The organism is Mesorhizobium sp. M1A.F.Ca.IN.022.06.1.1, assembly GCF_003952605.1.
Lineage (GTDB): Bacteria > Pseudomonadota > Alphaproteobacteria > Rhizobiales > Rhizobiaceae > Mesorhizobium.
On the sequence record NZ_CP034455.1, the window covers coordinates 6,204,472 to 6,228,794 of the forward strand.

A 24,323-nucleotide genomic window follows, 5' to 3' on the forward strand; every position below is an offset into this window, starting at 1 on the left:
GCCTTGTTTTTCAGCGCCTTGCCGCGCCTCAAGGCAGTGGTTTCCCCGACAAGCTTACTGGTTTCCCTCTTGCCCTGAACAGGCCTATCTTACCCCTTGAGTTTCCGCTGGAATTCTTGAAGCTCTTTCAAGTTGCGTGCCGCTTTCCGACCGAAGCCGGCCGCGCATACGATACCAGCGGGAACACAGAACATATCCGGGTAACTGGATGGGAGGCACTGTGAGTGCAAATCATGACAGGGCGAACCTGCTGGAGGTTCGTGGCCTTACGAAGATTTTCGGCACGCTGACGGCGTGCAACCATATCGACCTCAACATCGCGAAGGGCGAGATCCACGCCCTGCTCGGCGAGAACGGCGCCGGCAAGTCGACGCTGGTGAAGATGCTGTTCGGCTCGCTGGAACCGAATTCGGGTGAAATTTTCTGGAACGGCCAAGCCGTCAGGATCACCAGCCCCGGCCTCGCCAAGAAGCTTGGCATCGGCATGGTGTTCCAGCATTTCTCGCTTTTCGAGGCGCTGACGGCGGCCGAGAACATCGCGCTTTCGCTGAACGACGGCTCGCCGATCAGCGCGATTGCCGCGAAGGCGCGGGCGCTCTCCTACAGCTACGGCCTGCCGCTCGATCCGGAATCGCTGGTCGGCGATCTTTCCGTCGGCGAGCGCCAGCGCATCGAGATCATCCGTTGCCTCTTACAGACGCCCCAACTCATCATCCTCGACGAGCCGACTTCGGTGCTGACGCCTCAGGAAGCCGACAAGCTGTTCGAAACGCTGGAGCGGCTTCGCGCTGAAGGCAAGTCGATCCTTTACATCTCGCACCGGCTGGAAGAGGTCAAACGCATCTGCGATCGCGCCACGGTGCTGCGCCACGGCAAGGTCGTCGGCCACTGCAACCCGCGCCAGGAGACGGCCGCGTCGCTAGCCCGCATGATGGTCGGCAATGAGGTCAAGGCAGTGGTGCGCGCGCCGGCCAAGGGCATCGAGACCGCGCCGGCATTGCTGGAGATCCGCGGGCTTACCCGCAAGCCGGCGACGCCGTTCGCCATTCCGCTCAAGAACATCAATCTTTCGGTACGTGCCGGCGAGGTGATCGGCATCGCCGGTGTCGCCGGCAACGGCCAGGGCGAGTTTTTCGAATCCGTCTCCGGTGAGGTGCTACAGCAGGTTCCCAGTTCCGTGCGGATCCGCGGCAAGGATGCGGGCGGCGTGTCGATCACCGGCCGGCGGCTGATGGGCGCCGCCTTCGTGCCGGAGGAACGGCTCGGTCACGGCGCGGCGCCGCGGATGAAGCTTTCGGAGAACCTTTTGCTGTCGCGCCATGCCACCGACGGCAAGTCCTTCGTCGGCTCCGGCGGCATGGTCAGGAACGCTTCCGTCTACAGCGCCGCCCAGCGCATCATTGCCGCGATGGACGTGCGCAAGAGCGCTCCCGATCCGGAGGCCGCGGCGCTGTCCGGCGGCAATCTGCAGAAGTTCATCGTCGGCCGCGAGCTCGACCGCAAGCCGAGCGTGATGGTCGTCAACCAGCCGACCTGGGGCGTCGACGCCGGTGCCGCCGCCCATATCCGCCAGGCGCTGATCGAGCTTGCCCGCAGCGGCTCGGCGGTTCTGGTCATCAGCCAGGACCTCGACGAATTGTTCGAGCTGTCGGACGCGATCGCGGTCATGCACAACGGCGAATTGTCCGCGCCGCTGCCGATCGCCGAAGCCACCTTCGAGAGGATTGGCCTGTTGATGGGCGGCGCCGAGCCCGGCCACGCCGAACACAGCATGGAGACGGCATGATGCGCCTCGAACTGGTCAAACGCCCGCAGCGCTCGGCGCTGTTTTCGGTGCTCTCGCCCTTCATCGCCTTCGCGCTGACGATGATTGCCGGCGCCATCATGTTCGCGTTGCTCGGCGTCAATCCGCTCAATGCGTTCAATGTCTACTTTGTTCAGCCGATCAGCGAGGTCTGGCAACTGCATGAACTGGCCATCAAGGCGGCGCCGCTGATCCTGATCGCCGTCGGCCTGTCGGTTTGCTACAAGGCCAACATCTGGAACATCGGCGCCGAAGGTCAGTTCATTCTGGGCGGCATCTTCGGCTCGATCATCCCGGTGCTGTTCCCCGAATTCGAAGGTCCGCTGGTGCTGCCGCTGATGCTCTTGCTCGGCATGGTCGGCGGCGCCCTTTATGCGGCCATCCCGGCGCTGCTGAAAACCCGCTTCAGCACCAACGAGATCCTGACCAGCCTGATGCTGGTCTATGTGGCGCAGCTTTTCCTCGACTGGCTGGTGCGCGGACCGTGGCGCGACCCGCAGGGCCACGGCTTCCCGCAGACCATCCAGTTCGGCGACTCGGCCGTCCTGCCGGAATTGATGCCGGATGCCGGCCGCGCCAATTGGGGCTTCGTCTTCGCGCTGGTCGCCGCTGTCACGGTCTGGCTGATGATGAGCCGCATGCTGAAAGGTTTCGAGGTCCGCGTGCTGGGCTCGAGCCCGAGGGCAGGGCGCTTCGCCGGCTTCGGCTTCAGCAAGATGGTCTTCTTTACTTTCCTGCTGTCCGGCGCATTGGCTGGCCTTGCCGGTATCTCGGAAGTCTCGGGCGCCATCGGCCAGCTACAGCCGGTGATCTCGCCCGGCTATGGCTTCACCGCCATCATCGTCGCCTTCCTCGGGCGGCTCAATCCGCTCGGCATCGTCGCGGCAGGCCTGGTGCTGGCGCTGACCTATCTCGGCGGAGAGGCGGTGCAGAGCGCGCTCGGCATCTCCGACAAGGTGGCGCGCGTGTTCCAGGGCATGCTTTTGTTCTTCGTGCTCGGCTGCGACACGCTCATTCATTATCGCATTCGTCTGATCGGCTTTGCCGCGCCACAACTCGAGGCCGCGCCCAAGCTGGAGGAGGCACGCTGATGGACATCACCGTCAACATCCTTTTGACCATCGCGACCGCGGCGACGCCGCTCTTGATTGCGGCGATCGGCGAGCTGGTGGTGGAACGCTCCGGCGTGCTCAATCTCGGCGTCGAGGGCATGATGATCATGGGCGCCGTCGGCGGCTTCGGCGCGGGCTATCTTACCGGATCTCCCTGGATCGGGCTGCTTGCCGCAATCGTCGTCGGCGCGCTGTTTTCGCTGCTCTTCGCCGTTATGACGCTTTCCCTGGCGACCAACCAGGTGGCGACCGGCCTGTCGCTTACGCTGCTCGGGCTTGGCCTCTCCGGCATGATTGGCACCAGCTTCGTCGGCCAGCCTGGCGTCAGGCTGCCGAACCTCGACATCCCCGGCCTGAGCTCGATACCGGTCGTCGGCAAGCTGATCTTCGGCCAGGACCCGTTGTTCTACGTCTCGATCGGGCTCACCGCCGCCGTGATGTGGTTTCTGTTCAGGACGCGCACTGGCCTCACGCTGCGCTCGATCGGCGACAGCCATACGTCGGCGCATGCGCTCGGCATCAAGGTCATCCGCTACCGTTACCTCGCCGTGATCTTCGGCGGCGCTTGCGCCGGGCTTGCCGGCGGCCACCTGTCGCTCGTCTACACGCCGCAATGGGTCGAGAACATGAGCGCGGGACGCGGCTGGATCGCGCTGGCGCTGGTGGTCTTTGCGTCCTGGCGTCCGTGGCGGGTGCTGGCCGGCGCTTACATCTTCGGCGCGGTGTGGATCGGCCAGCTTCATGCACAGGCTTTCGGCATTCCTGTACCGTCCCAGTTTCTTTCTTCGCTGCCCTATCTGGCAACCATCGTGGTTCTCGTTCTAATCTCGCGGAACAAGCGGCTGACGATGATGAACACGCCGGCTTCGTTGGGGCAGCCATTTGTTCCGGATCGTTGACGACAACAAAAAGACGGGAAGCTCCAAGGCTTAACTCAGAGAGGTAACACGATGAAGAAACTGCTTATTGCGCTGATGACCACGGCCGCGGCCCTGTCGCTGGCGGCAACCGCCGAGGCGGCCGACAAGCTGAAGGCATGCTGGGTTTACACGGGGCCGATCGGCGACTTCGGCTATTCCTATCAGCACGACCAGGGTCGCCTCGAGGTGGAGAAAGCGCTCGGCGACAAGGTCGAGACCGCCTATCTCGAGAACGTCTCGGAAGGCCCGGACGCCGACCGCGCCTTTGAGCGCCTGGCGCGCGAGAAATGCAAGATCATCTTCGGCACATCGTTCGGCTTCATGGACGCCGAGGTTAAGGTCGCCAAGAAGTTCCCGAAGGTGATGTTCGAGCACGCCACCGGCTACAAGACGGGCGACAATCTCGGCATTTACAACGCGCGCTTCTATGAAGGCCGCTATGTGCTCGGCCAGATCGCGGCCAAGGAATCGAAGAAGGGTCTTGCCGGCTACATCGTCTCCTTCCCGATCCCGGAAGTGGTGATGGGCATCAACTCCTTCATGCTCGGCGCGCAGTCGATCAATCCGGACTTCAAGGTGAAGATCGTGTGGGTCAATACCTGGTTCGATCCGGGCAAGGAAGCCGACGCCGCCAAGGCGCTGTTCGACCAAGGCGCCGACATCATCGTCCAGCACACCGACTCGACCGCCCCCCTGCAGGTCGCCGAGGAGCGGAAGCTGCATGGGTTCGGCCAGTCGTCGGACATGATCAAATTCGCGCCGAACGCGCAGCTGACCTCGCTCACCGACGAGTGGGGCCCGTATTACATCAGCCGCGTGCAGGCTGCCCTCGACGGCACCTGGAAGCCGGACAATGTGTGGCTTGGCATCAAGGATGGCGCCGTCAAGCTCGCGCCCTTCACCAACATGCCTGACGACGTGAAGGCAATGGCGGAGGCGACCACCAAGAAGATCGCCGATGGCTGGAACCCCTTCACCGGCCCGGTGGCGAAGCAGGACGGCTCGCCTTGGCTGAAGGACGGCGAGGTCGCCGACGACGCCACGCTGCTCGGCATGAATTTCTACGTCAAGGGCATCGACGACAAGCTGCCGCAGTAAACAGCAGCCTGGCATCAAAACAAAAAGGGCGCCCCACCGGCGCCCTTTCATTTTCAGCCAATCCCGCTTGTCAAACGGCCGAGCCGTAGAGATCGTAGGCGTCGGCGCGCTCGACCTTGACCGTGACGATCTCACCGGCGCGCAGCGGCCGACGCGACTGGATATGCACGGAGCCGTCGATCTCGGGGGCGTCATATTTGGTGCGGCCCTTGGCCGAGGTGCCATGCGCCTCGTCGATCAGCACCGGCAGCCGCTTGCCGACCTTCCTGGCCAGCTGCGTCGCCGAGATCTTCTGCTGGCGCTGCATGAAGCGGTGCCAGCGGGCTTCCTTGATCTCCTGCGGCACTTGTTCCAGGCCGAGGTCGTTGGAGCGCGCGCCCTTGACCGGCTCATATTTGAAGCAGCCGGCACGATCGATCTTCGCCTCGTCCAACCAGTCGAGCAGCATCTGGAAGTCGTCTTCCGTCTCGCCGGGGAAACCGACGATGAAGGTTGAGCGGATGGCGAGATCCGGGCAGACCTCGCGCCAACCGCGGATCCGCTCCAGCGTCTTTTCGCCATGAGCGGGACGGCGCATGTTCTTCAGCACCTGCGGCGAGGCGTGCTGGAAGGGGATGTCCAGATAGGGAAGGATCTTTCCCTCGGCCATCAGCGGAATGACGTCGGCAACATGCGGGTAGGGGTACACATAGTGCATGCGAACCCAGATGCCGAGCTTGCCGAGCTCCTCTGCAAGGTCGAGGAACTTCGCTCGCACCTCGCGGTCGCCGAACATGCTCGTCTGGTATTTGATGTCGATGCCATAGGCGCTGGTGTCCTGCGAGATGACGAGGATCTCCTTGACGCCGGCCTTGGCGAGCTTTTCGGCCTCGCGCAACACGTCGGCCGCCGGCCGCGAGACGAGATCGCCGCGCAGCGCCGGGATGATGCAGAAGGTGCAGCGATTGTTGCAGCCTTCGGAAATCTTCAGATAGGCGTAATGCCGCGGCGTCAGCTTCACGCCCTGGGGCGGCAGAAGATCGATGTAGGGATCATGGCTGGGGGGAGCCGCCTCATGCACCGCCGCCATCACGCTCTCATAGGCCTGCGGGCCGGTGATCGCCAGCACATTGGGATGCTTCTCGCGAATGACTTCCGGCTCGGCGCCGAGGCAGCCGGTGACGATGACGCGACCGTTTTCGGAAAGGGCGGAGCCGATCGCGTCGAGCGACTCGTCGCGCGCGGAGTCGAGAAAGCCGCATGTGTTGACGACAACGAGGTCGGCGCCATTATGCTTGCGGGCGATCTCGTAGCCTTCAGCGCGGAGCCGCGTGATGATGCGCTCGGAATCGACGAGCGCCTTCGGGCATCCAAGGCTGACGAAACTGACACGAGGGGCAGACATAAGCTTTTCCAGGTTTTTCGGGATCGGCGGCGCCATACCACACTAATTGCGGCATTGGTATGGGCTGGTCCTTGTTGCGGCAAAACGCAATGCGAGGCCAGATCAGTGGCCGGCCAAAGCCCGCGTCAGGTGGCGGCAGTCAGCTCACCGCGTTGTTGACATGCGGCCAGATTTCCATCGTGCCCCTGTAGACCATGTCTAGCGCGACATAGAGGATGATCAGCAGGCCGATATAGGCAATCCAACGGTAACGGTGCAGCAGCCGCGCAATGAAGCTGGCGGCAAGGCCCATCAAGCCGATCGACAGCACGAGGCCGACGATCAGCACCCAGAAATGATCACGCGCGGCGCCGGCGACGGCCAGCACGTTGTCCAGCGACATCGACACGTCTGCGACGACGATCTGCAGCGCCGCCTGGCCAAGCGTCTTGCGCGGCGCCTTGCCGGCAACCGCCTTGTCGCTGTCGAGATCGGAATTGGCGAGCGCCTCCGTCGCCTCGTGCTCGTCGGCATGGGAGGTGCGCAGCTCGCGATACATCTTCCAGCATACCCATAACAGCAGGATGCCACCGGCGAGCAACAGTCCGACGATTGCAAGCAGCTTGACGGTAACCGCCGCGAACAGGATGCGCAGCACCGTCGCTGCCACCACGCCGATCAGAATGGCCTTTTTGCGCTGCTCCGTCGGCAGGCCGGCGGCCGCCAGTCCAATGACGATGGCATTGTCGCCCGCAAGCACTAGGTCGATCGCGATGACCTGGACAAGGGCAGTCAGGCTTGCGGCGCTGAAAATATCCATCGTCTGGAGCCTTCCTGTTTTGCGAAATGTCGATCTTCGAGTGTTCTAACGCCGGAGCGATTCACCGATTGATGCGATCGCGTTCTAAGTCTTTGTTTTCACGCAATTCCGGCGGGAAAAACGGCTGCGCGCCTTTCCTGGAATTGCTCTACGTGCATGGTTCCTGCACGTCAAGAGAACTCACGAAACAAGCGGTTGCCGCTCGTCTGGTTCCATTGGGTTCAAATGAGTTTGCACTCGAAAGGCCGATTTGCGCGCAACCGACCGCGGCAGTCAATCAATCGTAAAGATTGTATTTTGCCCAGTCGGTTTCCGGGATCTCGTCACCGATCTTGTAGAGCAACTGCAGCACCTGCATGTGGTCGGGCGCAGTCTGGCACTTGAACTTCAGCCGGAACCATTGACCCTTGCTGCGAAAGGCGGCGCCGGGGCTCCTGATCGCGTCGGCGCTCATCTGGGGCGTGGCGAAGGCATAGGCCACCACACGGTCGGCCTTGAATTTGCGATCGTCGTGGCTGATCCGGTCGAGCACCTCGGCGTCGCAACGCTGTTCGAGACGAGTCTGCGGATCGAGTTTCAGCAGGCCGGCACGAAGTGCGTTGTCCATCGCCTTGGCCGGCCAGGCCAGCGCCAGAGGCGCCAGAACCATCAGGCAGAGCTTTTTCATGGGCGCGACAAGCAGCATATTCTGTCTGAGAAATCAACCAAGCGCACCCGCTTGTGACATGGGTGCCGGCTCGGCCAGGCCAGCCATGCGGCACAAGCCAATCTCGGGCTTCGGCGACTGGGCTATTGCCATTGTTCCGGGGTCCGCGATGAAACGATCTCCGCTGCCGAAGAACTGTCAAGAACCTGTCAGACTTGGGTCGTATAGAGCAGGGACTGTAGAGCCTCTTTTTCTCCTCGTCGGGCGGCAGTATTGTGCTTTCAAAGTGCTGGAGCACAATCCTGCCCGGTTTCGCAGGCTCAGCCGCCGAACAGATTTGCGTGGAATACTAAAACGAAGAACCGTCAGTGATGAGGTTTACCTGCTTATCGGATCCGTGTGACCAATGGATGGTCTATGATGTATTTTTCGACCTTCCGGCGGAATTGTCGGGCCGACTGCTGCTTGGATTAACGCAAAGGGGCGCAGAGCATTTAACTGAGCAAGCGAACATAAAAACTGTGTCGACGTGCCTGACGATGGAAACCGGCCCCGGTGGGAAGGCCGTTAGCCCGAAAGCACTTTACCAAAAATGTTTCGCTGCAGGGTAGCGCTATAGGTTCCGTGGTTTGCAAGATGATCCCATACGGAGAAACAGGCCGTGAGCGCGGCCAGAGCAAGAATCATGCGCATTGGAACTCCCCACGGCGCCCGAAAACGTCCAATGGTAAGTTCGTGTCAGATTGGAGGCCATTGCCAATATAGTGGGTGACCCTACACCGATCGCGGTATGCTACAGCAAGCGGATAGCAGGGCGAGCCACGCGGACTTTGCGCAGCCGCCGGTACTTTCCTGGTGACTTAGCGAGCGATAGCTAGCCCGATACCGATGCCAACCCCCACGGCGACCCCTAAAAAGAGCTTGCTGGCGAAGTCCAGGGCGAACGCGCGCACAGCCGTATAAATATCTGTTCGGGGCTGCCTGACAGCAGCCGCAAGGTCATCGAACATCGCTTCCATAGGTTGCCACCCGCGATTTCTTCGACCTGCAAGACTAGATCAGTTCTGGTGAGATGGGAATCCTCCGATCCATCAAAATTTAACGATCACGAAAGCTCGTTGGTAGGCACGTGTGGTAACGGTTGATTCAACCATGGCTGGTATAAAGCAAAGTCAGGTGGCGGCCCCGACAGAGGGCGGGGGTGCTGGGCCTGCCGGAGCCGCCGGCGCGGGAGTGGGCGCTACCCGCGCTGTCCCAGAATAGGACAGCGCGGGTCTACAATTAGTTAAAGCTAATAGAATTTTGCCGGCGTGCCGCCGCTTTGTGTCGGCTGTCCTCCAGCGGTGTGTCCGCCGCACGCCCGGCAACGTGCGGCTGAGGGGCGCAAGCCGCCGACCGTGAGGTCATGAGTCTGGTGCGCTCCTGAGACCGGTGTTCTCCACTGGACAAGAAACCTTGACGCCATGTGCCTGACGCCGGGCGGCCCGGCAGGCTGGCGGGGTAGGCCAGCAAACGCCGGGCCTGACCGGTGGGCTCGGGGGCGAGACACAGCACCGGCTGCCGATAAACATACGCTTGTGCTGATGTGGCCGGTACATATCAAGAAGTTGATGGCGTAGTAGCCTAAAGGGGCCTCAGCGCACGAAAGGACGCGGCAGAGCCGCCAACCTGCCGGAGCCAGCTAGTGAAGCTTGCCCCTCGGAGGCTTGGCGGTCAGCCACTTCAATTTGACGCTGTTAAGCTCTTGTTCGAGCTCCAGCGCGAGCCGGACGATGGGGTCCGGAATGGAAATCGCGTCTCTCCCGCCCTCTGCCACCTGCGTCTTCGCCGAAAGCTCCGAGACTACTTTGGATCCGGCCGATTTCGACAGCAGTCGGGACAGGTGCTCCCGCTGCAAAGCGTGAACCTCTTCCAACAGGCTCAGGAACCTCAACGCATCCACTGTCGGCAGCCTGTTGGTTCTCAAGCGGGCAATCCGCTCGTGCTGACGCGCAATGTGCCGCTCGCCATGTCGAACATGACGCTGCGCCATGCTGATGTGGTCTTCGAGAGACATGGCGCACAACGCGAAAACAGGCATCTCGTTCCTTCGGCAGGATCTTGCAGGACAATCGGATGGGCACGGGACGCACCAAGGCTCGCCGGAACCAATAAAGCACGATGGGACAGATAGCCGTCTACAGCGAAACGGTGGCCATGCAGGAGATGATATGCGGATTCGGTTGGGAATTGTGGCGGAGGGAGTGTCCGCCTAAACTCAGTTTGCTGATGTTTGTTGGCATACCCACAAGACGTTGAAACACTTGGTAACCTTCGCTTTTCCGTTTGGCGATGTCCGCTGCAATCCGCTAGAATCACCGCATTGAATTATGAACGGGATTATGAACGGATGGCGCGAGCCCTTAACAAACTTTCCGATACGGCGATCCGTGTGAAGGAGCTTTCCCCTGGTCGGTATGGCGACGGGGGCGGGCTATATCTCCACGTCTCGCCAACCGGCAATAAGTCGTGGGTGTTCCTCGGCATCAAGGACGGTAAGAGAATGGAGCGCGGGTTGGGCTCCTACCCTAAGCCGGTCTCGCTGGCGGCAGCTCGGGAGAAGGCAACAGAATGCCGGCGTCTTCTGAAGGCTGGTCTGGACCCGGCGCATGTTGAAGCGGACGATGCGGTCGAGACCTCGGGACCAACGTTTGCTGAATGCGCGACGGACCTGATTGCAGAAGTCGGGAAGGGATGGGCGAACGCTAAGCACAAGGCCCAATGGGAAATGACCCTGGGCGATACCTACTGCAAGGACATCCGCCCGAAGCGGGTGTCGGAAGTCAGCACGGCCGATATCCTCGCTATCCTCAAGCCGATCTGGCTAAACAAGCCGGAAACTGCGCAGCGGCTTCGGGGGAGGATAGAGCGTGTGCTCGACGCCGCTAAGGCGGCCGGCCATCGAACCGGCGAAAACCCGGCTATGTGGCGAGGGCACCTTCAGCACCTCCTGGCGAAGCCTGGTAAGCTGACGCGCGGCCATCACGCCGCAATGCCCTATGAGCAAGTGCCTGCCTTCGTGACATCGCTGCGCGAGACGGACGGCTTATCCGCGCTGGCCTTGGAGTATCTGATTTTGACGGCCGCTCGCTCCGGGGAAGTCCTGGGCATGGTCTGGCCGGAACTGGACCTGGACGCGAAGGTCTGGACAGTGCCGGCGGCTCGCATGAAGGCCAAGGAAGTCCACCGTGTTCCGCTGCCAGATAGGGCTATGGCGATAGTCCGGTCTCTCTATGACTCGCGCACGTCTGACACGGGGTATGTCTTCCCGGGCGAAACCGTTGCCGGCATCGAACGTGGGCTTTCTTCAATGGCGATGGCTATGACCATGCGGCGCCTCGAAGTTGGGCAGTATACAGTGCACGGCTTCCGCTCAGCCTTCAGGGATTGGGCCGGTGACCAAACGTCATTCCCCCGTGAAGTGGCCGAAGCCGCGCTCGCCCACAAAGTCGGCAATGCGGTGGAGCATGCCTATCGCCGATCCGACGCCCTGGAAAAGCGTCGCAAGCTGATGACTGCGTGGGCAAACTATCTGGCCGCTGCCAACACCGCCAAGCATCTGCGCGTCGTTTCCTCGCGTTAGGTCAAACGACTCTACGCATTATCCCCAGGAAATTGGGCTTTCCCACAAGATCTAGAGGACTGTGCATCCGGTCAGGATATGGCCGGATTGGCCCCAAATCATTGAATCGGTTTGCGAAAAAACGATTCGAAACTTGGACAAAACGCGAACGAGGCCTTGGTTGCTAACTCGAAGAACGCTATATTGTGTGCGCTGATCCGTAGTGATTTGCGCCGAACGAAAGGAGACCTATCGAGAGATGACTTTTGCGCCCAATGCGTACACGGTTGACAGCTTCTGTGAAGCGTACGGCATCCGGAGGAACCTCGCTTACGAGGAGATGAAGGCAGGCCGATTGGAGTACCGAAAGGCGGGCCGGAAAACACTTATCCGGAAAGTCGATGCCGATACCTGGCTAGACAATTTGCCCAAAGGAAAATCCGGTTCGGAAGAGGCTTGAGCGGCGGTCGCCAAACCAAAGCCGCTCAAGCCAATTCGATCCGAATATTTAACAGAACCCTCCCTCGGGAATCTGACAACGGAGCGAACATGAATCGCATACCAGACGCGACGTCTCGCGTTAATTCACAATCTCAAACACCTCCCAATAAATTCAGCATCACAGTCCGCATAGAGCCCGATGGACGAGAGAAGCGTCTGCACGGGCGCGCCGCCTGGATGCTGAAGCAACTGATCAACGCAGGAAAGCGCGGTGTCACCACGCTCGATCTGCCGACCGGTGTCAGGGTTTCACACTACATCTTTCTGCTGCGCCGATCGGGGTTCATCATTTCCTCGCCGCGTGAACACCATGGAGGGGCATTTCCCTCGACGCACTCCAGATACACGCTGGCAACCCCGGTGACCATCATCGAAGACATGGCGACCGCTGCATGAACGCTGCCGCCGACTTCCCGAAACCACCAGTTTCGCCGGACGTCCGTGGGGCGGGTTCTCGCTACGCCGAGACCATCGCCCGCCTTCACGGCGCCGGCTACAAGCTCCTGCCGCTCGGCGATGGGCCGGACGGCAAGAAGCCCTTGGTTGCCAACTGGCCCGGCGCGCGCGGCTGCTCCGTGGCCACGTGCCTTGGTCTGATGGCTAAAGCCGGGTCGCAGATGTACGGCATTCGGCTTGATGGGCTGGTCGTCGTGGATTGCGACACGGACAACGCTGCGACCCGCGACTATGTCGAACAGCACTTCGGTTTGTCGCCGGTGATGACCCGGACGTCGCGCGGCGTCCACTACTGGTTCCGAGCGGGGTTCTACGTCCCGCCGCCCGTGCGCCTGCCGGACATTTCGATCGACTTCAAGACTGGCGCCCGCTCGTTCGTGGTCGGCCCGGATTCGGTTCGGCCCGACAATGGTCAGTCGTATGAGACAGCGGGCGCGCCGCTCGGCTTCGCCGCGCGCCTGCCGATTTTCCGGGCGACGCCGCCACAATGGCAGCCTGGGTCGAAAAGGGCAGAGGTGGGCAAGCGCGACCGCCATCTTTTCCGGCGAGGGATCGAGCTGGCTTTGGTTGCTGACAGCGAGGCCGAGGTTTTTGAAGAGCTTTGCCTGCTGCGGGATCTGGAGTGCGACAACCCAGAAAGCGTCTCGAATGCCGAAATCCGGGCAAAAGCCCGGTGGGCATGGCGCAATCGGGATCGGCTCTACGTTTGGGGCGGCCGAAATTCCACCTTTGCCACCAACCGTACCGCTACCGCTGCCTTGGGGGTCCACAAAAATGGGGATAGTGCCGCGCTTTTGTACATGGTCCTCAATGGCATGCACGGCCACAGGCCAGGCAAGCTCTTCACGGTCGTTGCGCAAGGGCTGATCGATAAAGGCCACCTTCCGTTGCAGAGCAAGAGTCGGATCTACCGCGACGTTCTAGTCCTGGTAGCTGTCGGACTGTTGCAGGTGGTTCGACGTGGCCGCCGCAGCCAGAAGGAGCCCAACGTCTATCGGCTGTGTCTTCCTGATCGGAGCGAGAAGGGGGGGTGTAATGCTTACTTCATTCCCAAATATGGGACTGACAAATGCGATACGGGAGACCGTGCCCGGACTGTGGAACCGAAACCGGGCGGAGTGCCGCCCGCTCGGTCAGATTATGGCCAAAGCCCGTAACGGCAAACTGGCTGGCACTCGCCTTCTACCCAATGGTTCTGTCCTTGTTGATGACGTCGGCGTCGCGCTCGCAGCGATGAAGCGAAAGGGGGCATAGATGGGTCCGAGCATCGTTCCGTTCCCGATGGCGAAATCAGACGGCGCGGTCAAAGTGGCAGTCGCGGCCTTGGCTGTGCTCAATGGTCCGTCGGCCGACGCGTTTTGGCGGAAGCTAATCACAGGCAAGCGCCACGCGATGACCGCTCAAGGCATCTCCGAGGTCGAGGTGGACGAGACCCTTCTGGCCTTCGGCCAAGAGGTGTTCTTGGCTTTGGCGCGCCGATACCAGCCAGATGAAGGTGACGCAGCATGATGACGGTGACCGAGAAGGAAGGCGGCTTTGTCGTGATCGATGATAATTCGCCGAACGGTAGTCGAAAGCTCGCGGGTCCGTTCCCGACCCACGGCGAAGCGTGGCGCGCACTCGATCGGATGGAGGGCGAGCCGATATCGCCGGCAGAGAAGCGGGCAGACTGGATCTCGAACAAGATTCTGTCGAGCGGCCCGAAGCCGAAGATGCCGAAGTCGGTTCGCAACGAAAAGAAGCAAACCACGAAAATGAGGCGGGCTGCGGCCAAGGCTCCGAAATGGGTCCGCGATATAGCCGCGGCGAAGTTCGACCCGCAGGGCCAGCGCCAGCATCGTGAATGGCAACTCGGAACATTCGGCGCAGCGTCGCCGGTGCGCAAAATCAACCCAGCCGACTATCTGGCTTCAAAAAGGTTTCAGGATGACCACAAGAATTCAACAGAACGGCCTCGTCGCCGTAGATGACGGTTGGGTTATTCTTATCGGGGAAGGTCGCCGCTGGGACGACCGTGTCTATCCGACAGAGATAGCTGCCGAATCCGTCGCCAAGTTGTGCGCGCCTGCCGGACACGAAATACGAGCGGCGCGACGCGTCTGCCGCCTCGGTTGGTCGAAACGACCGAAATGGACAATTCTCCCGAAGGCAGACAACAAGGTGAATTCATGACCATTGCAGAACGTCAGGCGCGGGACGCCCATGACCGCGAAAATCCATGGCGGCCTATGAATACAGCTGTTCGCGGAGACGGTCTCATCTGCGAATTGCTCTTCAACGATATGGTGGGCGACTACGGGACGCCTGGTCTCCAGTTCTTTCTCGACAACGATGGCCATTGGTACCGCATCGATCCGCCGGGCGATGTGTTTTATTTCCCGTCAATTCCGATCAATTGGCGGCCTGCTTATGTTCGTCTCTCGCCTGAGCGCCGGGCCTACCTGAAACGCAAGGCGAAGGGCGATCAATGATCCATGCGAAGCCTAAGTCAGGGCAGGGCAGGTCGCTCCCATTCCATGCTTATTCTTCGTTCAACAAGCGCGGAGGCAAGACACACCCGCGCGTAGCTCGGACGCGAAACCGCATTCTCGACCTGTGGGAGGGGATGGCCAGCTATTCGACCATTGCCGAGGAGTTGGACATCTCCATCAGCACTGTGGTCGAGTGCATCGCCCGGGCGAAGCGGCTCAAGGATCCTCGTGCCGATCGGCCATACCGACACCGGAAGATCCAGATCGCAGAAAAGCGCCGCCGTGAGATCAAGCGGCTGCTCGATGACGGCTACCGACCGCGGGAGATTGCCAAGCGTCTAGGAGTTTCCAAGCGCCTCGTTCTAATCAGGATGAAGGAGGGCGAAAATGGCTAGACCAACCTCATTCACGCAAGAGATTGCCGATAGAATCTGCGAGCGACTTGCCGACGGCAAAAGCCTGCGGTCGATCTGCCTTGCCGATGACATGCCGGATAGGGTGACTGTGCATCGCTGGCTGCTCGATCCGGCTCGCGAGGGGTTCTGCAACCAGTACACGCGTGCGCGCGAGATGCAGGCCGACACCCATGTCGACGAGATGCAGGATATCGCCGATGACGGCAGCAACGACTACCTCACGAAAACCAATGCGGACGGCTCGACCACCGAACAGGTCAACAGTGAGCACATCCAGCGGTCCAGGCTTCGCATCGATACGCGCAAATGGGTGGCGGAGCGCATGAGGCCCAGGAAGTACGGGAGCAAGGTCGCGCTCACCGATGGCGACGGCGGTCCGTTGGTCGTGCAGGTGCTGAAGCTTTCGGAAGCCAATGCCGACAATCCAGCTTCCGAATAACGGCTGGCGGCCTCGCTGGTACCAGAAGAAGGCCTGGGACACATGGGAGCGCGGCTGCAAGCGCCAGCTCCTGTTCTGGCACCGCCGCGCGGGTAAGGACGAGATCAACCTGAACATGCACGCGGTCTCTGCCCATGAGCGGCCCGGAACCTACTGGCACATGCTGCCAGAGGCCGCACAGGCGCGCAAAGCGATCTGGAATGCCGTCAACCCGCACACCGGCAAGCGCCGGCTGTTCGAGGCCTTTCCTGAAGCGCTGATCGAAAACATGAACGACCATGAGATGTTCGTTCGGTTCAAGGTCGGCTCGACTTTCCAAGTGGTTGGGTCGGACAATTTTAACAGCCTGGTCGGAGCGCCGCCGGTCGGCATCACGTTTTCGGAATGGGCGCTGGCCAACCCGGCAGCGTGGGCCTACCTCTCGCCGATCCTGGCCGAAAATGGTGGATGGGCATCGTTCATCACCACGCCCCGCGGCAACAATCACGCCAAGGGCATGCTCGACGCGGTGAAGGCCAACGTCTTCGACCGGGTGACGAATCCGCGCGGCTGGTTCAGCGAAGTGCTGCCGGCGTCAGCCACTGGCGCAATCGATGAAGTGACGATCGAGGAACAGCGGACGATCTATGTGGGCCTGTTCGGTAAAGAGACAGCGGACATGCTTATCGATCAGGAATATTACTGTTCCTTCGCGGGCGCGCTGATCGGCTCCTATTGGGGGGCGGAGATAGCGCGCGCCGAGAGGCAGGGGCGTATCGGCACCGCATTCGACGTCGACCCTCGGTATCCGGTGCATACCGCATGGGATCTTGGCAAGGCCGTAAACAATCCGGTTTGGGCGTTTCAGATCATCGACGGCGTGCCGCTGATCGTGGATTTCTACGTTCCCGACAGCGAAGACCTGTCGGACTGGTGCAAGTGGCTCGACGAGCAGGGTTACCACGGCAACGACTACGTGCCGCACGATATCCTGCATCCGCAGTGGGGAACGAAGCGCACGCGCCTCGACACGTTGAAGGAGCATGGCCGCAAGCCGAAGATGGTCGGCATGGTGAGCCTGGCCGAGGGCAATAACGCCGGCCTGCAGACGATCAAGGTGGCGCGCTTCCGGAACACCGAACGCGTGGCCGACGGCGTGGAGGGCCTGAAGGCCTACCGCCGCGAGTACGACGACGAGAAGAAGACGTTCCGCGACATCCCGGTCAAGAACTGGGCTGAGCATTACGCATCGGCATTCCGCTATCTCGGCCTCGCTTGGCGACAGGCAGTGGCGGAAGTGCAGAAGCCCCAGGGCGACAAGGGCGCCTATGTCGGCCAGAAGGACGGCACAATACGTAGCCAGCAGACCGTCAAGGAGGCGGTCGACGCAATGGTAAGGCGGAGGCGAGCTCGTGCGGGTATGTAGGCAGGGACTTTGGCCGAGCAAGCATGGGTAGCTCCGGGCATGAAAAAAGCCGCCAGTGGCGGCTTTTTGCGTCGGGTATTCCGCAACGTGGCGCGGGCAATCGGAACTAGAAATGATAGTTGATGCCGATGCGAACGGTGTCGAAGTCGATGCGGTCAGTCGACGGATCCGGCGGATTGCTGGTCGCGAAGGACGGCCGGCCAAGGTCGACATGCAGATATTCGGCTTTGAACGATATCTGCTGGTTCATGGCCCATTCGACGCCGGCGCCGGCGGACCAGCCCCAGCGCGTATCGCTATAACTGCAAGTCCCAACAAAGCCGCAGGCGCCGAGATCGGCTGATCCCTTCACATGACCGACGGCAAAGCCACCGGTGGCGTAAGGAAGAAAGTTCTCGAAGGCATAGCCGACGCGGGCACGGCCGGTGCCGAACCAGTCGACCTTGGCGGTACAGCCCTCAATAAAGCACGGCGCCGAGAGAAAGCTGCTCACCACGCTTCCGTTCATGTCAGCGTAAGAGATGTCACCCTCGACGCCGAAAACGATCTGACCGCGCTGCCAGTTATAGCCTGCGGTCACACCGCCAACAAAACCGTTGGAATCGAAGTCGACCGAGTTTCCGGCGTAATGATAGGTGTCGGACTTCCAGCCGTAGCCGGCCACGCCGCCGATATAGGCACCCGACCAGTTGATGCCTTCAGCCGGAGCGACCGCCACCGCATCGGCGGCCATCGCGGACCCGGTCAACAAGGCCAGAAGGCCGGCAATTAAGATGGCAATCGAGCGCATTGAAAAACCCCAACTGAAACCCGACTCCCAACGTATCAGCGACTGCCGATCGGTGATGTATCATTTGCGCAACATAAGCGGCTTTTCAGAGCTGCCAAATCTGGGACTGCGCAAGCGACGTCGGATGCTGAATGCGCAGCCAGAAGACGGCGCCGGACCAAGCGGCTTAGAGTTTCCCAGCACGACCACAATCATCTTTCCAATCGATAGATTGGAGCAGCTATGCCGCGCGCTGGTGGTGTCTACTCAGCCCCTCCGGGTACCAAGGGCAGCCCAAACACGACGATCGAGAGCGCCAAGTACAACGCGCTAGTCGATGACCTGGTGGCGGATGCGAACGCTGCTCGGCCGGTGACGGCTGGCGGCTCCGGGTCCAGTACGGCGGTCGGTGGCGCAGATAATCTCAGCGCAGCCGGCGCGGACATGGCTTCGGCTGCCACTGTCAACCTGGCAAACAGCACAGGTACGCTCGTTAACATCACAGGGACGGTCACGATCACGGCGCTTGGAACGGTGTCGGCTGGTGCTGAGCGCGACCTGGTGTTTGCTGGTGCGCTGACACTCACGCACAACGCTACCAGCCTCATTCTGCCGGGCGGAGCCAACATCACCACGGCGGCCGGCGATGTGGCGCGCATGCGGTCGCTTGGCGGCGGCAACTGGCGCTGCATGTCATATCAACGAGCGAACGGTGCGGCCATCGCTGTCGCGCCAAACACGACCATCGTTACCCCGACGCTGACGCTCAAGCAAAGTGCAGCGCCCACGCCGACGGCAGAGGGTGATATCCAGTGGGACACTGACGAAAACGTGCTTGTCATCGGTGACGGCGCTGCGCAGCAAATATTCGTTCCGCTGCCTGCCTCTGTCGCTGCCGGCGATGTGTTCTATGCTACTGGGGCGAAGGCGCTCGCCCGACTTGCGAAAGGCACCGCTGGCCAGGTTCTGCAAATGAATGCCGGGGCCACAGCGCCGCAGTGGGTAACGCCTCCCATCACCAAGTCCTACGAAAGTGCGCCGCAGGCTGTTTCGGCGCTCGGGCTGATCACCTTGGCGCACGGGTTCGGGATCAAGCCGAAGCTGGTTCAGCTGTCGCTTATTTGCGTGACGGCTCAAGCGGGCTTTTCGCCGGGCGACGAGTTGTACCTTGGGGCTCCGTCCAGCTTCTACGGCAACGATGGTAGCGGCAGTTCGGTCGGCTGGACGATGAAGACCGACGCTACGAATATCTTCATCAAGTGCGGCAACAACGTTCTGCCTAACGTGGTCAACATCAGCTCTGGCGGGGACTCCAGTCTGACGGAAGTCAACTGGAACATGGTTGTGAGGGCTTGGGCTTAATTGAACCCGCCCACCAGCTACAGGCATTCCCAAGCGGCTTAGAGTTTCGCTGCTCGCGCGCACAGGATGGCGCCCATCGTCAACGGAGCCGTCGATGGACCGGAACTTTGCGGGTTCGCTTGCTCTCGTCCTGAAGTCGGAAGGCGGATGGTCGGACAACGCTGCCGATCCGGGCGGCGCGACGATGAAGGGCGTGACGCTTGCCAACTTCCGTCGGTTCGTCAAAGCCGATGCCACCAAGGCCGATCTGAAGAAGATCAGCGATGAGCAGGTGGCGACGGTTTATCGCCGATTCTATTGGGATGCTGTCGCTGGCGCCGAGTTGCCCGATGGCGTCGACTACGCGGTTTTCGACTTCGCCGTGAACAGCGGGCCGAGCAGGGCGGCGAAGTATCTTCAGGCGGCGTGCGGCGTCGGTGTCGTCCAGGATGGACGCATTGGGCCTGCTACGCTCGCGGCAGTGCGTGCCAAGCCGGCCGGCGTTCTCATCGACACCATCTGCAATGCCCGGCTCAAGTTCCTCGAGCGCCTGCCGACCTGGCCGACCTTCGGGAAGGGGTGGCAGCGGCGCGTCGTGGCCGTGCGCATCCAAGCGATGCTGATGACCACGCCCGCAGCCCCGCCAGCGCCCGCCCCGAGTCCCGTTGCGCCCACACCGCCGCCGGCCGCGCCGCAGCTTCCTACACCCGCTGCCAATGCCAAGGAGCGCAATCCATTCTGGGCCGCGCTCTTCGCCATCCTAAGACGGATCTTCGGAAGGACATGATGATGTGGAGCAAAATTCGCGCCTGGTTCAAGGATTCCGAGACCGTCGCCTGGGCTCGGCTTCAGATGCTCGGGGGCGCCGTGCTGACGGTGCTCAGTGCGACCGACCCGAGCCTATTCAACCAGTACATCCCTGACCGCTGGCTGCCGCTCTACATCGTAGGCTCCGGCGTTCTGACGGAAGTGCTGCGGCGCCTTCGTGCAAAGGATCTGTGACATGGTCGAGGTCTTTGCCGCGCTTCTATCGCAGATCGCCCCGTATGCCCTGGCCGCCGGCGGGGCTCTCGTTGCTGCCGTCGCATGGGGCTTTCACCAGCGCATGGCTGGTGCAAAGGCGGAACGCGCCAAGCAAGCGGCCGAAGAGGCCAAGGCTCGCGATATTGCCGAGCAGGTGCAGAACGATGTCGGCGCACTGCCTGCCGATGCTGTCAGAAAAGAGCTTGGCACATGGTCAAAGGACTGACGCTCGCGATTCTGATGGCGCTCGCAGGCTGCACTACGCCCAAGGGTGGTTTCTGCGCGGTTTCCTCGCCGATCCGCCTTTCAGCCGCAGCCGTCGCCGATTTGTCTGACGGAGAGGCTAGGGCGATCCTCGCTCACAACCGCAAAGGCGCCGCCCTGTGCGGCTGGAGGCCTTGATGCACGAACTTCTCGACTTCCTTGGAATTAAGGCGCCAGTGCTGATTGCGGGCCTCTCCGGCGGCATTCTGCGAGCATTGTCCCGCCACCGCTACAAGCTTCGGGAGATGTTCGCTTCGCCGATCTGCGGCGCATTGGCGGCGGCTTATCTGACCCTGCCAGCGGTCGCTTGGTTCAAGACCAGTGGCTTGCCACTGCCCGACACAGCAGACGACACCACAACGCTTGCTGGCGCCTTCCTCATCGGAGTGTCGGCGATGTGGATTTCGGACATCGTGTTCGAGTTGATTGTGCGGAAACTCAAGGTGGCACCGGACGAATAATTTGGATGCGTCGGCGCCGGCTCTAGAGCCCGCTAAGGCGTTTGAAAAATCTCGCCTTGGTCCTCCTCAGGCGTGCACAGCCGGCAAGTGCCAGGCGGATCTTCGTAAACCCCGCAACTCCCGCCAGTCCGAATAATGACCCTTCTCACAGCAGCGCCCTCGTCGGCAGCAAGAATTGCTATCCCCTTTAGGTCACCAATGTCCTTCCCATTGTTAGCAGTGGAAATCACCATTTTCGCAAAAGCATCCAGCGCTTTGGCGAAGGTGTCATGTGCATTGGTCAGAGCTTCACGGTTTTGGTCCATTTAACCCTCCTTGTCGCGCGACTCCTTAGATCGGCAGAACGCACCAGGGTCGTTAACCCGGCGCGTTCATATGCTCGAACATGTAGTAAAAACGGTAGTGTCCGAAATCTCCTCCGTCGTCGGTACCAGTCAGATCGACGAACTTACTGTAGGTAATAATCTGAGGATTTCCGGGACGTTGGTAAGACTGGGGTGGCCGAAACTCCGCAATCTCTTGCCACGGCACGAAAATCGATTGCGGTGTGTATGGGTCATCGCCGATGCCAAAGATCCCATCCAAGACAAGCCCAACAGCAAGGCCGATGCCTTCCTGATACCAAGTTTGGTCTGCTATCGCGTCTGCAGGCGCGCCAACGAGGCCACCCAGGAGAGCAGCGCCGCCCTGAACGATTTTTTGAGCCACCTCTTGGGAAATTTCTTCGACGTCGCCCGAGTCGTTCTCAATTAGAGTTGCCCCGATGGTGACGTTGACCAATGGACCCTCGTAGAGAAGAACAGCGCTGGAAACGACACGTGTTCCTGGCGGCCCCATGTTGAAAGTGTTGTTGCCACCGGGCACGATGACCACGTTCGGAAGCGCTGCGCGACCCGGTGCGTGACAGAAAACAGTACCGTAAACCTCGTCTTCCGATTCCTGGCGGACACCACATTCAAGTCCTGTCCACCAGACACGGCACCAATCTCCCGGTACGGTCTCAGTGATACCGCTGAGGTAGCGAATTGACCCGGATCTGAAGTCAGCCCGGAAGCCATCACCTACGCGCTTCACATGGATCGAGTCTCCGATCGGCAGCCCAACAACGGACAGATGACCACCTTCGGCCGCCCAACGAGCCTCTATACTCTGCTCGGCGTTGTACAGTTCGATGTCGAAGGTCGGGAATACAAAATTTGGAATGGGAGTACTCCCGGGCCGGTGCGCGCCTAGAACCCCCCCGTTCGCAAGCGTCTTCGCCACTTCTTCGGTGATGCCGATACGCTCGATGAGCCTCCGAAATCTCCTCTCGCCTTTGTCGTTTACTAGGATTGAGCCATTTTTCGTGGCGGTAAGTATTCCTGCCGCAAATGCCTTGCGAACAAGCTCACTTCTATCAGCTACAAGCATGGCAACACACCTCCCTCCCTGCGTGTTCGGCATAGAAAAGGCATCTTCGTCAGCAAATTTGCTGAAGAAGCATCGATACAATTCGAATCTAAGTCTCAGTAGGCCGTCAGAAATCGCGGAATTGCTGGTCAACCAAGGCAAGCCAGCTAAATGAGATGCCTAGAAATCTCTCCCAGGCAGCCGTCAGACCATATATTTAGCGCTTACTAATTGATCGTAACACAGTCGTGATCGGTTGGCAAAGGTTTGCTGGCGACCAATCAACGTCTGCGAGCGATTCTTCAAGCGGCTTAGAATTTCGCATTTGGTGTCGCCATCCTGCCCGCCATGGCAAAAGCAGACAAGCGCACCCCAGACCAGCAGAAGCAGGGCGCGGCTCTTCGGGAAGAGGGGTCGAAGTGGCTTGCGCGCGTCGAGGCCGCCGGCAAGCTCGAAAAGCAGTGGATGGACGACGCTGAAAGGGCGGTGAAGGCCTACACTGGCGAAACCAAGTCGGACGACTTGAGCACGTCTGCCACACTTGGCAACACCTACGACTTCAACATTCTCTTCGCCAACGTCGAGACCATCGTTCCGGCGATCATCAACAGCCCGCCCGCTCCCGATATTCGGCGCCGCTTCGCCGATGAGGATCCAGCGGCCAAGGATGTTGCTGAACTGATCGAGCGCGCCATTCGAACACAGGTCGACGACTCCAAGCTTCAGGTCGAACTGGAAGGCGAGGCACAAGACGGCTTCCTGGCTGGTCGCGGCATCATCCGCCTTCGCTTCAAAAGCGACATCGTAAAGGACGAAGCGACCAGCGATGAGCTTGAGCGCGCGAGCGACGCCGCAGCCGACGGTGCTGCGGAAGAACCCGACAGCGGTGAGACTGCAGGCGACGCGTATGGTGCAGCTATTCAGCCAGGCGCATCGCCGGTCGAACGCCTCGCAAATGAGTGCATTGAGTTCGAGGCCGTGAGCTGGCGGGACTACAGGCACGGCCCGGCGAAGCGCTGGAAAGGTCGGCCATGGGACGCATTCCGCTTCGTCGTGCAGCGCGAAGATGAAGATGCCGTGTTCGACGCCGGGCTGATCAGCATCCAGACGAACGATCAGGAGAAGAAGGCGCGCGGCGAAAGCGACAGCGACCTAACCGGATGGGAAATCTGGGACAAGGGCAGCCGGAAGGTCATCTTCATCGACGACAACGGCGTAGTGCTGAAGAAGGTCGACGACCCGCTTGGTCTGACGGATTTCTTCTGCATCCCGGCGCCCGTGCAGCCGATCGAACTGACCGGCCGGCTGATGCCGGTCAATCCGTTTTCGATCTACAGCAAGCTCGCCGATGAGCTTGACCTGACGACCAAGCGCATTCGCATCATCACTAACCACATGAGGGTAAAAGGCTGGTATCCCGGTGATGCCGGCGATATCGCCAACATGCTGGCAGCCGAAGATGCCGAGTTCGTGCCGATCGGCAACGCGGATATCTGGGCAGCCAATGGCGGGCTCTCAGGCGCGGTCGCCTTCTGGCCCGTCGAAAAGTTCATCGCTGTTCTGCGGGAGCTCTATGGCGCCCGTGAACAGACGAAGCAGGCCATCTACGAAATCACCGGCATTTCTGACATTGTGCGCGGCGCCTCGCAGGCGAGCGAGACGGCCACTGCGCAGAACATCAAGACGCAATGGGGCTCGCTGCGCATCCAGAAGATGCAGCGCATGATGGAGCGCTGCGCGCGCGACATCTTCGTGATGATGGCGGAGATCATCCCGGCCAAATTCTCCCACGAGACTTTGCAGCAGATGACCGGCGTTCAGATCCTCCCGACGCAGCAAGACCTGACGCCCGTCCAGCCTCCACCGCCACCGCCGCAGGACGTGCAGCTGCCGCCCAGGCGCAACAGCAATACCAGGCCGCGGTGCAGGCGGCGCAGGAAGCGGAACAGCAGCGGCAGGCCAAACTGGCCAAGCTTCAGTCGATCCAGCAGCTTCTGACGCAGCGTCTGGCCATGATGTACCGC

General features: G+C 60.9%; 26 protein-coding genes. 19 read left to right on the forward strand and 7 right to left on the reverse strand.

Going from position 1 to position 24,323, the window contains the following annotated elements:
• Positions 1 to 208 precede the first annotated feature (208 nt).
• The 4 genes from EJ078_RS29550 to EJ078_RS29565 are packed head-to-tail and all read left to right on the forward strand — an operon-like array spanning position 209 to position 4,934.
• A complete protein-coding gene (locus EJ078_RS29550) occupies positions 209 to 1,786 on the forward strand; it encodes an ABC transporter ATP-binding protein (RefSeq protein ID WP_164746890.1) in 1,578 nt (525 codons plus the stop codon).
• Positions 1,783 to 2,895, forward strand: a complete 1,113-nt coding sequence (locus tag EJ078_RS29555; RefSeq protein ID WP_127403539.1) for an ABC transporter permease — start codon at positions 1,783 to 1,785, stop codon at positions 2,893 to 2,895. The genes EJ078_RS29550 and EJ078_RS29555 overlap by 4 nt, the downstream gene beginning before the upstream one ends.
• The gene (locus tag EJ078_RS29560; RefSeq protein WP_127403538.1) at positions 2,895 to 3,815 is read left to right on the forward strand and encodes an ABC transporter permease; all 921 of its coding nucleotides are present in this window, start codon (positions 2,895 to 2,897) and stop codon (positions 3,813 to 3,815) included. Before EJ078_RS29555 ends, EJ078_RS29560 begins: the two co-directional genes overlap by 1 nt.
• A gap of 51 nt (positions 3,816 to 3,866) precedes the next feature.
• Positions 3,867 to 4,934 (forward strand): BMP family ABC transporter substrate-binding protein, encoded by a 1,068-nt coding sequence (locus EJ078_RS29565; protein ID WP_066989795.1) that lies wholly within the window; start codon positions 3,867 to 3,869, stop codon positions 4,932 to 4,934.
• 70 nt (positions 4,935 to 5,004) lie between these two features.
• Here EJ078_RS29565 and rimO read toward each other — a convergent pair whose 3' ends face one another.
• The 4 genes from rimO to EJ078_RS29585 all read right to left on the reverse strand — a co-directional run bounded on the left by rimO (position 5,005) and on the right by EJ078_RS29585 (position 9,843).
• A complete protein-coding gene (gene rimO / locus EJ078_RS29570; protein ID WP_127217448.1) occupies positions 5,005 to 6,318 on the reverse strand; it encodes a 30S ribosomal protein S12 methylthiotransferase RimO in 1,314 nt (437 codons plus the stop codon).
• Between the two features lie 139 nt (positions 6,319 to 6,457).
• Positions 6,458 to 7,117 carry a TerC family protein gene (locus tag EJ078_RS29575; protein WP_067320072.1) on the reverse strand — a complete coding sequence of 220 codons (660 nt, stop codon included), beginning with the start codon at positions 7,115 to 7,117 and terminating at the stop codon, positions 6,458 to 6,460.
• 277 nt (positions 7,118 to 7,394) lie between these two features.
• Positions 7,395 to 7,802: a DUF930 domain-containing protein gene (locus EJ078_RS29580; RefSeq protein WP_066989790.1), complete on the reverse strand. Its 408-nt coding sequence runs from the start codon at positions 7,800 to 7,802 to the stop codon at positions 7,395 to 7,397.
• A 1,642-nt stretch (positions 7,803 to 9,444) separates the two neighbouring features.
• A complete protein-coding gene (locus EJ078_RS29585; protein WP_127216839.1) occupies positions 9,445 to 9,843 on the reverse strand; it encodes a hypothetical protein in 399 nt (132 codons plus the stop codon).
• A gap of 282 nt (positions 9,844 to 10,125) precedes the next feature.
• Here EJ078_RS29585 and EJ078_RS29590 point away from each other — a divergent pair, with 282 nt between their 5' ends.
• The 9 genes from EJ078_RS29590 to EJ078_RS29630 all read left to right on the forward strand — a co-directional run bounded on the left by EJ078_RS29590 (position 10,126) and on the right by EJ078_RS29630 (position 17,052).
• Positions 10,126 to 11,385 (forward strand): integrase arm-type DNA-binding domain-containing protein, encoded by a 1,260-nt coding sequence (locus EJ078_RS29590; protein WP_348627284.1) that lies wholly within the window; start codon positions 10,126 to 10,128, stop codon positions 11,383 to 11,385.
• A gap of 528 nt (positions 11,386 to 11,913) precedes the next feature.
• Positions 11,914 to 12,261, forward strand: a complete 348-nt coding sequence (locus tag EJ078_RS29595) for a hypothetical protein (protein ID WP_127325318.1) — start codon at positions 11,914 to 11,916, stop codon at positions 12,259 to 12,261.
• Positions 12,258 to 13,478 carry a bifunctional DNA primase/polymerase gene (locus tag EJ078_RS29600; RefSeq protein ID WP_208720976.1) on the forward strand — a complete coding sequence of 407 codons (1,221 nt, stop codon included), beginning with the start codon at positions 12,258 to 12,260 and terminating at the stop codon, positions 13,476 to 13,478. Before EJ078_RS29595 ends, EJ078_RS29600 begins: the two co-directional genes overlap by 4 nt.
• A 97-nt stretch (positions 13,479 to 13,575) precedes the next feature.
• Positions 13,576 to 13,830, forward strand: coding sequence for a DUF6074 family protein (locus EJ078_RS29605; protein WP_208720977.1), 255 nt, complete (start codon positions 13,576 to 13,578; stop codon positions 13,828 to 13,830).
• Positions 13,827 to 14,291, forward strand: a complete 465-nt coding sequence (locus EJ078_RS29610) for a hypothetical protein (RefSeq protein ID WP_208720978.1) — start codon at positions 13,827 to 13,829, stop codon at positions 14,289 to 14,291. Before EJ078_RS29605 ends, EJ078_RS29610 begins: the two co-directional genes overlap by 4 nt.
• Before the next feature lie 159 nt (positions 14,292 to 14,450).
• Positions 14,451 to 14,792 (forward strand): hypothetical protein, encoded by a 342-nt coding sequence (locus EJ078_RS29615; RefSeq protein ID WP_245459013.1) that lies wholly within the window; start codon positions 14,451 to 14,453, stop codon positions 14,790 to 14,792.
• Entirely contained in the window at positions 14,789 to 15,187 is a 399-nt protein-coding gene (locus EJ078_RS29620; protein ID WP_208720979.1) for a helix-turn-helix domain-containing protein, read from the forward strand. Before EJ078_RS29615 ends, EJ078_RS29620 begins: the two co-directional genes overlap by 4 nt.
• The gene (locus EJ078_RS29625; protein ID WP_208720980.1) at positions 15,180 to 15,647 is read left to right on the forward strand and encodes a terminase small subunit protein; all 468 of its coding nucleotides are present in this window, start codon (positions 15,180 to 15,182) and stop codon (positions 15,645 to 15,647) included. Before EJ078_RS29620 ends, EJ078_RS29625 begins: the two co-directional genes overlap by 8 nt.
• Complete coding sequence (locus EJ078_RS29630) at positions 15,622 to 17,052, forward strand: hypothetical protein (protein ID WP_208720981.1); 1,431 nt, start codon at positions 15,622 to 15,624, stop codon at positions 17,050 to 17,052. Before EJ078_RS29625 ends, EJ078_RS29630 begins: the two co-directional genes overlap by 26 nt.
• A 106-nt stretch (positions 17,053 to 17,158) precedes the next feature.
• Here EJ078_RS29630 and EJ078_RS29635 read toward each other — a convergent pair whose 3' ends face one another.
• Positions 17,159 to 17,842, reverse strand: a complete 684-nt coding sequence (locus EJ078_RS29635; protein ID WP_208720982.1) for an outer membrane protein — start codon at positions 17,840 to 17,842, stop codon at positions 17,159 to 17,161.
• A gap of 222 nt (positions 17,843 to 18,064) precedes the next feature.
• Here EJ078_RS29635 and EJ078_RS29640 point away from each other — a divergent pair, with 222 nt between their 5' ends.
• From EJ078_RS29640 to EJ078_RS29660, 5 genes are all read left to right on the forward strand, one after another.
• Positions 18,065 to 19,183: a hypothetical protein gene (locus EJ078_RS29640; protein WP_208720983.1), complete on the forward strand. Its 1,119-nt coding sequence runs from the start codon at positions 18,065 to 18,067 to the stop codon at positions 19,181 to 19,183.
• Between the two features lie 94 nt (positions 19,184 to 19,277).
• Positions 19,278 to 19,949 (forward strand): glycosyl hydrolase 108 family protein, encoded by a 672-nt coding sequence (locus tag EJ078_RS29645; RefSeq protein ID WP_208720984.1) that lies wholly within the window; start codon positions 19,278 to 19,280, stop codon positions 19,947 to 19,949.
• Positions 19,946 to 20,164, forward strand: coding sequence for a hypothetical protein (locus EJ078_RS29650; RefSeq protein WP_245459016.1), 219 nt, complete (start codon positions 19,946 to 19,948; stop codon positions 20,162 to 20,164). Before EJ078_RS29645 ends, EJ078_RS29650 begins: the two co-directional genes overlap by 4 nt.
• A 1-nt stretch (position 20,165) precedes the next feature.
• The gene (locus EJ078_RS29655; protein ID WP_245459019.1) at positions 20,166 to 20,411 is read left to right on the forward strand and encodes an ABC transporter permease; all 246 of its coding nucleotides are present in this window, start codon (positions 20,166 to 20,168) and stop codon (positions 20,409 to 20,411) included.
• A 175-nt stretch (positions 20,412 to 20,586) separates the two neighbouring features.
• A complete protein-coding gene (locus EJ078_RS29660; protein WP_208720985.1) occupies positions 20,587 to 20,910 on the forward strand; it encodes a hypothetical protein in 324 nt (107 codons plus the stop codon).
• Positions 20,911 to 20,942: 32 nt separating this feature from the next.
• Here the strand turns inward: EJ078_RS29660 and EJ078_RS29665 are convergent, their stop codons facing one another.
• Together EJ078_RS29665 and EJ078_RS29670 are read right to left on the reverse strand one after the other, a co-directional pair.
• On the reverse strand, positions 20,943 to 21,215 hold the full coding sequence (locus EJ078_RS29665) for a hypothetical protein (protein ID WP_208720986.1): 273 nt from the start codon (positions 21,213 to 21,215) through the stop codon (positions 20,943 to 20,945).
• Between the two features lie 52 nt (positions 21,216 to 21,267).
• Positions 21,268 to 22,320, reverse strand: coding sequence for a hypothetical protein (locus EJ078_RS29670; RefSeq protein ID WP_208720987.1), 1,053 nt, complete (start codon positions 22,318 to 22,320; stop codon positions 21,268 to 21,270).
• A gap of 327 nt (positions 22,321 to 22,647) precedes the next feature.
• Here EJ078_RS29670 and EJ078_RS29675 point away from each other — a divergent pair, with 327 nt between their 5' ends.
• On the forward strand, positions 22,648 to 24,297 hold the full coding sequence (locus EJ078_RS29675) for a hypothetical protein (protein ID WP_208720988.1): 1,650 nt from the start codon (positions 22,648 to 22,650) through the stop codon (positions 24,295 to 24,297).
• Positions 24,298 to 24,323: the final 26 nt, after the last annotated feature.